The sequence below is a fragment of the Halorubrum distributum JCM 13561 genome (assembly GCF_000337395.1).
GTDB classification, from domain to species: domain Archaea; phylum Halobacteriota; class Halobacteria; order Halobacteriales; family Haloferacaceae; genus Halorubrum; species Halorubrum distributum.
In genome coordinates this window covers 247,012-256,012 of record NZ_AOJF01000057.1, presented here as the reverse complement: position 1 = coordinate 256,012, position 9,001 = coordinate 247,012, and the positions used below count along the sequence as shown (strand labels likewise).

The following is a 9,001-nucleotide window of genomic DNA, read 5'->3' as shown; positions in this document are numbered from 1 at the left end:
TGTGAGGTGCGGTGCGGGGTGGGACTCAAAGGGGCAGCCGCGAGACCACAGTAGGCGACGTAAGCACCGCAGCGAGCGGAGCGAGCGAGGAGCGCAACGAGCGTACTGTGGTCTCGCGGCTGGGGCTTTGGAGGTGTTCATCGCCGATCCGCCAGCAACTGCGTAGAACCGAGCGGTTGGGGCTTTGGAGGTGATTGCCGCCGCTCGGCGGTCAGCTATTTCTAAGCAACCCGTCGAAATTTGGAAGCGTTTCTCGGCGAAGTATCGAAGGCCCATCACGAACACGTCGATCCGCCCCGAGGTTGCCGCCAGAACCACAGCACCGTCACCAGCAACCACAGCACCTAACCTCGCGCCGGCCCGACACCGGGTATGCGCATCGACCCGTTCGGCCTCGAACGCTGGTTCGCGGAGCACGAACACGAGGCCGACATCATGCTGGCCGAAAGCGGCATCCGGTCGCTCGACGCGAGTCGGTTCGACCTCGACCCGGGGAAGCTCGGCTACGTCATCCCGACCAACGGCGACCCCGAGTTCCGGGCGTCCGTCGGCGACCGCTACGACCGGAGCGCCGACGAGGTGCTGTTCACCTGCGGGACCCAGGAGGCGAACTTCCTGACGTTCCTCTCGCTGCTCGGCGACGAGGGCGCAGTCGACGGAGAGCGGGGCGCAGACGGCGAGGGAGACTCTCCGCCGGCTGGCGTCGGCTCCGGCACCCACGCCGTCGTCGTCACCCCCACCTATCAGGCGCTCCACGCCGTGCCGGACGCGTTCGGCGACGTGACCCGCGTCGAACTGGAGCCCCCCGAGTGGGAGCTGGACCCGGACGCGATCGCCGACGCCGCCCGCGACGACACGGCCGTGATCGTCGTGAATAACCCGAACAACCCGACCGGGCAGTACCACGACGAGGCGGCGATGCGGGCCGTCTACGACGTCGCCGTCGAGCGCGACGCCTACCTGCTCTGCGACGAGGTGTACCGCCTGCTCGCCGAGGAGCCGCGGCCGCCGGTCGCGAGCTACGGCGCGCACGGTGTCTCGACGACCAGCCTCACGAAGGCGTACGGGCTCGCCGGGCTCCGGTTCGGCTGGATCGCCGGCCCGGAGCCGGTCGTCGAGCGCGCGTGGCAGTGGAAGGACTACACGACCATCTCGCCGAGCCTGTTCGGCCAGCACGTCGCGAAGCAGGCCCTGGGGCGGCGCGAGGACCGGATCCTCTCGGAGAACCGCGAGCTTGCGGCCGCCCACCGCGAGACGGTCGCGGACTGGGTCAGCGACCACGGCCTCGACTGGCTCGACCCGGTCGGCGTCAACGCGTTCGTAACTGTCCCGGAGGGCTTCGACGACGCGGAGGCGTTCTGCCGGACGGTCGTCGAGGAGGCGAGCGTCGTGCTCGCGCCCGGGGGCCTGTTCGGCTTCCCGGACCGCTTCCGGATCGGGTTCGGGCTTCCGACCGAGGAGCTGGAGGACGGCCTCGACCGCGTGAGCCGCGTGATCGAGGACCACGCGGCGGCCCCCGACTCGGCCGCGACGACCGGAGGTGACGCCTGATGGGACTGTTCGACGACCTCAAAGACGACGTGGTCGAGTTCGTCCGCGACCCCACCGACGAGCAGAAGATTCTGGTGACCGCGGCGCTGTCCATCGCCGTCGCGGACCGCTTCTTCTACGCCATCGACTTCCCGTTCGTCGTCCGGACGACGGCCGCGGTCGGCGTCGGCTTCATCGTGATGTTCGTCGTCAGCTACCTGTACACGGGACAGCTCGTCCCGCCGGACGGGAACGTCGACGACGACGAGGAGCCGGAGGAGTACGTCGACGAACTCGATCCGTAGCCGCGCTCGGTTTTCCCGAGGTCCGTCCGCTCGGCCCTACGTCGCCGCGGTGGTCGCCGCCGCGCCGGCCGTCGCGGCGGAACCGTCGCCGGTCGCGTAGCTGACCGCGTCGCCCCAGTCGACGGGCGGGACGCCGGGGTCGCCGTCGTCGCCGTCGGCCACGTCCTCGCGGAGGTCGCGGTGATCGTAGTCGCGGTCACGGAGCCGGGCCGCGATCTCGGGCGTGACCGCGACGCGTTTCACCGTCCGGCCGACGCCGCCCAGCGACCCGTCGTCGAGCCCGAACTCCACGTCGTACCCGCGGACGTGCGCGTCCTCGAACTCGTCGTGGAGCGCCGCGGCGGCGCGGGCGGCGTGGCGGTACACGCCGTCCCGCCCGGGGTCGGCGGTCGCCAGCGGAATCCGGATCACCGGGACGTACACCGGGTCGCCGTCCTCGCGTTCGGCGACCTCGTGGAGGTTCGCGGCCGACGGGACGTCCGCGCCTTCCCTGACCGGCGCGTCGGTCGGCGTGGGGAGGTCGCCGTCGAGCGCGTCCGCGACGCGGTCGACCCGCTCGTCGCCCGAGCGGTACGCCAACGCGACGATGCCGCCGATGATCATGAGGCCGCCGCCCACGAACGCGCCGGCGACGACGAGACCGCCGGCGGTCAGCGGGAGGGCGGCCCGTGTGGCGGACGGTACGATCGAGATCGGGGCGGCGAGCAGAGGGTGGACGTTCGGGGACACGGGAGACGATGCTTCCGGATCCACTTTGAGTGTTTCCCCGCTGAGCGGTTCGCCGCGCTCGCCGACCGGCCCCGCCGCCTGGTCCCGTGAGGGCGCGCGAACGCCGCCTCGAACGCCGTCCCGACGGCGTTCCAAACCGTTTATACACGCGCCGCGGGAAATACCGCTTATGCCGCGAGAGCAGAAGCAGGTTCGCGAACTCCAGGAGGGCAGCTACGTGATGATGGACGACGCGCCCTGTAAGATCAACCATTACAGCACCGCCAAACCCGGCAAACACGGCAGCGCCAAGGCCCGCGTCGAGGGGAAGGGCGTCTTCGACGACAAGAAGCGCTCGCTCTCGCAGCCGGTCGACGCGAAGGTGTGGGTCCCGATCATCCAGCGGAAGCAGGGACAGGTCGTCAACGTCAGCGGGGACGAGGTCCAGGTGATGGACCTCGACACCTACGACACGTTCACGATGCGGATCCCCGAGGGCGAGGACTTCACCTCGGACGACAACATCGAGTACCTCGACTACGAGGGCCAACGGAAGATCATCGGGTAGTCTGCGATGTTCCCCGGGGCGACGACCGACCGCGAAGCTGCTTCCTACGTGGTCGTCGGCGCTCCGCTCGACGCCACGACCACTTTTCAGCCGGGCACCCGGTTCGGACCGGACCGGGTCCGGCGATTCGCCGAGACGTACGACGACTACGACCGCCGCACCGACAGCCGGTTCTCCGCGCTGGGCGTCTGCGACGCGGGCGATGTACGCCCGTGGGACGACGTGCCGGCGTACCTCGACCACCTCGCCGCCGAGCTGCGGAGCGTCGTCTACGACGACGCGACCCCCCTCCTCCTCGGCGGCGAGCACACCGTCACGTACGCGGGCGTGGACGCCGTCAATCCCGACGTCTTGGTCGTCGCCGACGCCCACTTCGACCTCCGCGAGGCGTACGACGGGAACCCGTGGAACCACGCCTGCGTCACGCGCCGGTGTCTCGACGACCTCGGCGTCGACCGGGCCGTGATCGTCGGCGCCCGCACCGGATCCGAGGCGGAGTGGGACCGCGCGGCCGAGGCCGACGTCGAGGTCGTCGCGCCCGAAGACGCCCGCGGGTGGCTCGACGCGCTCGACGTCGAGGACGAGTTCGGGGAGGACGCCGTCTACTGCTCGGTCGACGTCGACGGCCTCGACCCCGCCTACGCGCCCGGAACCGGGACGATGGAGCCGTTCGGGCTGGAGCCGCGGGAGGTCCGCGACCTCGTCCGCGCGGTCGCGCCCCGGGCCGACGGGTTCGACGTCGTCGAGGTGAACGACCGCGACGACGGGCAGGCGGCGGCGGTGGCGGGCAAACTGCTGCGGGAGTTCGCGCACTCGCACGCGGACGCGGCAGACGACGGCCGGACCGGCGGCTCGGAGTGAGCCGGCACCGGGCTTCGGAACGGCGGGGCGAACCTTACGAGACCTCGGAGAGACGCCGCCGCGCGGCGGTCACCGCTTCCATCGAGTCGATCCACTCGCGGGGGTCGGTACACCAGATGCGGTCCCCCTCGACGCTGACACAGAAGACCGATTCGCCGGAGGGCGACAGCGTGACGCGGTCGACGTCGGGGCGGTCACCGAGGTACGCGTCGATGAGCCGTCGGGCGGTCTCCGCCTCCGACCGGAGGCGGTCCCCCGCGGCGTACTCGATGGCTATCTCTGCCATGCCGTCGAGTTAGAACTACACGATTAATAACTACTGTTTTCTGGCAGCGATTGCGGGTTCCCCGGATCTCGGCCGGGCGCGTCCCCAGATCTCGGCCGGGCGCGTCCCCGGATCTCGGCCGGGCGCGTCCGGGCAGCCGACTCACCTGTCGTCGAACACGACCTCGCCGTCGACGACCGTCAGCGCGACGTCGATCTCGTCGATCGCGTCGCCGCGCTCCCACGGCGAATCGTCGAGCGCGACGAGGTCGGCGCGCTTTCCCGCCTCGATCGTTCCGAGCCGGTCCTCGTCGAAGCCGGCGTAGGCGGCGCCGCTCGTGTACGCCCGCAGCGCCTCGGTGACGGTGAGCCGCTGCGCCGCCGCGGGGGCGGTGACCGCGTGGTGAACGCCGACGAGCGGGTCCATCGGCATCCCGTCGGAGCCGAACGCGAGCTCGACGCCCGCGTCGAGCATCTCGCGGTAGCGGTTCGTCTCCGCGGTGCGCTCGGGTCCCAGGCGCTCCTCGTAGAGGCCGCCCTCCCGAGCCCACTTCAGGAAGTTCGGCTGGACGCTCGCGACGACCCCCGTCTCCGCGAGCCGCTCGATCGCGTCGTCGTCGGCCAGTTCGACGTGTTCGATCCGGTGACGCGTCTCGCCCGGATCGGTCCGCGAGGCGTCCTCGTACGCGTCCAGCACGGCGTCGACCGCCTCGTCGCCGATGGCGTGGGCGGTGAACTGGAAGCCGGCCTCGGTCGCTTCCGCCACCGTCTCGTTCAGCTCGTCGGGGTCGACGACCCACTGGCCGGTCTCGCCCGGGGCGTCCGCGTACGGCTCCGAGAGGCGCGCGGTCCGGCCGCCGAGGCTCCCGTCCGTGTACGACTTGATCGCGCCGGTCTCGACCATCTCGCTCCCGGCGTTCGTGGCGAGGCCGACCTCCCGCGCCGCGTCGAGGTGGTCGCTCCAGTAGTTGATCCGAACGCGGGCGGTGAGCTCGCCCGCTGCGTCGAGGTCGCGGTAGACCCGGGGCGCGTGCGAGTCGCGGACCATGTCGTGGAACCGGGTGATCCCGCGGGCGGCGCAGTGCTCCAGCGCGGCCTCGACGACCGTGCGCGTCTCCGCCGGCCCCGGCTCGACGGCGCGGTAAATCGGGTCGATAGCGGCCTCGAGGAGGACGCCGGTCGGCTCGCCGTCGTCGTCGGTCGGCACCGTCTCGTCGGGGGCGTCGGCGAGCGCGTCCGCGAAGCGGTCGAGCGCGACGCCGTTGACCGCGGCGACGTGCATGTCCTCGCGGAACGCCGCGACCGGGCGCTCCGTCGAGACGCGGTCGAGGTCCGCGCGGGTCAGGTAGCGCGACTCGTCCCACGTCGACTCGTCGTAGCCGTAACCCAGCACCCAGTCCTCCGCCTCCCCGTCGCCGTCCGGCGCCTCGACGCCGCTCGCCTCGGATTCCACTTCCGCCGCGCGCTCTGCGAGCAGGTCGACGGCCGCGTCCGGGGAGTCCGCCGCGGAGAGGTCCGCGTGGACGAGGTAGCGGCCGACGGTGGTGAGGTGGGTGTGCGCGTCGATAAATCCGGGGAGGAGGACGCGCCCGTCGAGGTCGACCACGTCGGTGTCGACGCCGGCGAGCAGTTCCACGTCGTGGGTCCGGCCGGTTCGGACGATTTCGCCGTCGCGCACGGCGACGGCCTCGTGAACCGCGTCGCCGCCGTCGTCTGCGTCGCCGCCCGAACCCGGGTCCGCGAGCGTGTGTACCTCCCCGTTCACGAAGATCCGGTCCGCGGCCTCGGTCATGGAAATTCGGGGGACTCACAGCGTGTTAACCGTTCGGGAAACGGCGACCGATTTATTCGGGCGCCCGACGAACCGCCGCGTATGTACGACAACGTCCTCCTGCCCACCGACGGAAGCGTCGGCGTCGACCGCGCGATCGACCACGCGATCGACGCCGCCGACCGCTACGACGCGACGCTCCACGTCCTCTACGTCGTCGACAGCGACGTGGTGAACGCTTACTCCGGCGACGAGTTCGTCGACGGCGCCGAGGGCGCCGAGGAGACGCTCGAAGAGACCGGCCGCGAGGCGCTCGACGCCGTCGCCGAGCACGCCCGCGACGCCGGCGTGGAGGCGGTCACCGCGCTGCGGTACGGCGTCCCCCACGAGGAGATCCTCCGCTACGCCGACGAGGAGGACGTCGACCTCACGGTGATGGGCTCGAAGACGCGCTCGGGCGACTACCGCCGCATGCTCGGCTCCGTCACCGAGCGCGTCTCCCGCCAGTCGCCAGCGCCGGTGAGCATCGTGAAGACGACCGTCGAGCCCTGACCGGAACCGACGCCCGAGGCGAGCGGCCGACGCCGGCGCCTCGGGGGTGTCTATAAACGGTCTCGCACGTCCGCCGCAACCGCTGAGAGCGCCGCCTCCGCGGCGTCGACGCGATCCGCGAGGCTACAGAACCCGTGCGCCATCGCCGGGTAGTGGCGGTGTTCGACCGCGGTCCCCTCGCGCCCGAACCGCTCCGCGAGCGCGACGCCGTCGTCGCGAAGGGGGTCGAACCCGGCCGTGACGACCGTCGCGGGCGGCAGGTCGCCGAGGTCCGTCGCCCGGAGCGGGACCGCGTAGGGGTTCGCGGCGTCCACCCGACTCCGGAGGTACCGCTCGTAGAACCATCGCATGTCCTCGCGCGTCAGGAGCGGCCCGTCGGCGTTCTCGCGGTAGGAGTCCGTCTCGAAGTCGTGGCCGGCGATCGGATAGAGCAGGAACTGGCCGGCCGGCTCGGGGAGGTCGCCGACGTCGCGGGCGCGGAGCGACACCGCGACGGCGAGCGCGCCGCCAGCGCTCGTCCCCGAGACGCCGATTCGGTCAGAGTCGACGCCGAGCGAGTCGGCGGCCTCCGCGACCCACGACACCGCCGCGGCGGCCTCATCGACCGCGACAGGGAACGGGTGTTCCGGGGCGAGCCGGTAGTCGACGGAGACGACGACCGCGTCGGCGCGGGTCGCGAGCTCGCGGCAGATACCGTCGACGGAGTCGAGCGTCCCGAGCGTCCACCCGCCGCCGTGGAAGTGGACGAGGGCGCGGGATGCTGCCGAGTCATCGACGGCGCTCTCGGACCGATACACCCGGACCGGCACGTCGCCGTGCGGGCCGTCGAACGCGCGGTCGCGGACCTCGGCGACGGGCGGCTCCGGCGGCCCGGAGAACAGCTCGTCCTCCAGGCGTCGGGCGTCCTCGACGGAGAGGTCGCTCCACGCGGGCGGTCCCAGCGACTCGATCTCGTCGATCGCCGCGGCGAGGTCGGCGTCGAGTTCGGCCGCGCGCATACCGGGGCGAGGCGGTGGGCCTTTGTAAGTCGGTCGGCAACTCCGGGCGATGGACGTCCGGCTGACCTACGAGGACGGCACGATCCGAGTCGACGCGGACGCCGACCTCGGCCCGGACGCGCTCCCGCCGCTGCCCGGGGTCGAGACCGACCCGCGGACCGGGACCGGTCGGGCGCCCGCGCACCGCTACGCCGAACTCCGACGCGCGCTCCGAGTGGCGGGCGTCTCGGTCGACGACCAGGTCCTCGACGCGAGCGACCGCGCCGCGAGCGAGGCCGGGCTGGCGGACGCGCTCGCCACCGACTACGACCTCCGCGAGTACCAGCGCGAGGCGCTGGACGCGTGGCACGAGGCGGGCGAGCGCGGCGTGCTCGAACTCCCGACCGGCGCGGGCAAGACCGTGATCGCGATCCGCGCGATGGTCGAGCTGGGCGCCCCGACGCTCGTCGTCGTCCCCACGGTCGACCTGCTCGACCAGTGGCAACGGGAGTTAGAGCGCGAGTTCGACGTCCCGATCGGCCGGTTCGGCGGCGGCGAGCAGCGCCGCGAGGCGGTCACGGTGTCGACGTACGATTCGGCGTACCTGAAGGCGGACGGCGTCGGCGACGCCTTCGAGTTCGTCGTCTTCGACGAGGTCCACCACCTCGGCGGCGAGGGGTACCGCGACGCGGCCCGCCTCCTCGCGGCGCCCGCGCGGCTCGGACTCACGGCCACCTTCGAGCGCCCGGACGGCGCCCACGAGGTCGTCGCCGACCTGGTCGGCGACCGCGTCTACGCGCTCGACGTGGACGACCTCGCGGGCGACCACCTCGCGCCCTACGACATCCGTCGGATCGAAGTCGAACTGACCGACGAGGAACGCGAGCGCTACGACGAGAAGCAGGGGACGTTCGTCGAGTACGTGCGCGACGCGGGGATCACGTTCTCCAGCGGGAGCGATTACCAGGAGCTCGTCAAGCGCTCGGGCAACGACCCGGCCGCCCGCGAGGCGCTCCTCGCGAAACAGGACGCCCGCGAGATCATGATGAACGCCGACCGGAAGGTCGACCGGCTCGGCGAGATCCTCGACCGCCACCGCGACGACCGCGTGATCGTGTTCACGGCCCACACCGACCTCGTCTACCGACTCTCCGAGCGCTTCCTCCTCCCCGCGATCACCGCCGAGACGGGCGCGACGGAGCGCCGCGAGATTCTCGAACGCTTCCGCGACGGCACGTACGGGCGGGTCGTCGCCGCCAACGTCCTCGACGAGGGCGTCGACGTGCCCGACGCGAACATCGCGGTCCTGCTCTCCGGCTCGGGCAGCGAGCGCGAGTTCACTCAGCGGCTCGGTCGCGTGCTCCGCCCGAAGGAGGACGGCGGGCGGGCGACCCTGTACGAGCTCGTCAGCGCCGAGACGGCCGAAGAGCGGGTGGCGAGCCGGCGGCGATAGCCGACCGTCGCC

General features: G+C 71.8%; 10 protein-coding genes. 6 read left to right on the top strand and 4 right to left on the bottom strand.

Annotated elements, in window-relative coordinates:
- Positions 1-372: 372 nt before the first annotated feature.
- Positions 373-1,551: an aminotransferase class I/II-fold pyridoxal phosphate-dependent enzyme gene (locus C470_RS14650; RefSeq protein ID WP_008368242.1), complete on the top strand. Its 1,179-nt coding sequence runs from the start codon at positions 373-375 to the stop codon at positions 1,549-1,551.
- Positions 1,551-1,835, top strand: coding sequence for a hypothetical protein (locus C470_RS14645; protein ID WP_008368241.1), 285 nt, complete (start codon positions 1,551-1,553; stop codon positions 1,833-1,835). Before C470_RS14650 ends, C470_RS14645 begins: the two co-directional genes overlap by 1 nt.
- Positions 1,836-1,871: 36 nt before the next feature.
- Here the strand turns inward: C470_RS14645 and C470_RS14640 are convergent, their stop codons facing one another.
- Complete coding sequence (locus tag C470_RS14640; RefSeq protein ID WP_008368240.1) at positions 1,872-2,564, bottom strand: hypothetical protein; 693 nt, start codon at positions 2,562-2,564, stop codon at positions 1,872-1,874.
- Positions 2,565-2,733: 169 nt separating this feature from the next.
- Between C470_RS14640 and C470_RS14635 the strand changes: the two genes are divergently transcribed.
- Complete coding sequence (locus C470_RS14635; RefSeq protein WP_004598442.1) at positions 2,734-3,111, top strand: translation initiation factor IF-5A; 378 nt, start codon at positions 2,734-2,736, stop codon at positions 3,109-3,111.
- A gap of 6 nt (positions 3,112-3,117) precedes the next feature.
- Positions 3,118-3,972 (top strand): agmatinase, encoded by an 855-nt coding sequence (gene speB, locus C470_RS14630; protein WP_008368239.1) that lies wholly within the window; start codon positions 3,118-3,120, stop codon positions 3,970-3,972.
- A 34-nt stretch (positions 3,973-4,006) separates the two neighbouring features.
- On the opposite strand, the gene C470_RS14625 is transcribed toward speB, so the two are convergent.
- Together C470_RS14625 and C470_RS14620 are read right to left on the bottom strand one after the other, a co-directional pair.
- Entirely contained in the window at positions 4,007-4,258 is a 252-nt protein-coding gene (locus C470_RS14625; RefSeq protein WP_004598440.1) for a hypothetical protein, read from the bottom strand.
- Positions 4,259-4,399: 141 nt separating this feature from the next.
- Positions 4,400-6,028, bottom strand: coding sequence for an amidohydrolase (locus C470_RS14620; protein ID WP_008368238.1), 1,629 nt, complete (start codon positions 6,026-6,028; stop codon positions 4,400-4,402).
- An 81-nt stretch (positions 6,029-6,109) separates the two neighbouring features.
- Between C470_RS14620 and C470_RS14615 the strand changes: the two genes are divergently transcribed.
- A complete protein-coding gene (locus C470_RS14615) occupies positions 6,110-6,559 on the top strand; it encodes a universal stress protein (RefSeq protein ID WP_004598438.1) in 450 nt (149 codons plus the stop codon).
- Positions 6,560-6,609: 50 nt separating this feature from the next.
- Here C470_RS14615 and C470_RS14610 read toward each other — a convergent pair whose 3' ends face one another.
- Positions 6,610-7,557 carry an alpha/beta hydrolase gene (locus C470_RS14610; protein WP_008368237.1) on the bottom strand — a complete coding sequence of 316 codons (948 nt, stop codon included), beginning with the start codon at positions 7,555-7,557 and terminating at the stop codon, positions 6,610-6,612.
- 49 nt (positions 7,558-7,606) lie between these two features.
- On the opposite strand from C470_RS14610, the gene C470_RS14605 reads away from it, so the two are divergent.
- Positions 7,607-8,989, top strand: coding sequence for a DEAD/DEAH box helicase family protein (locus C470_RS14605; protein ID WP_008368236.1), 1,383 nt, complete (start codon positions 7,607-7,609; stop codon positions 8,987-8,989).
- The last annotated feature ends 12 nt before the right edge of the window (positions 8,990-9,001 follow it).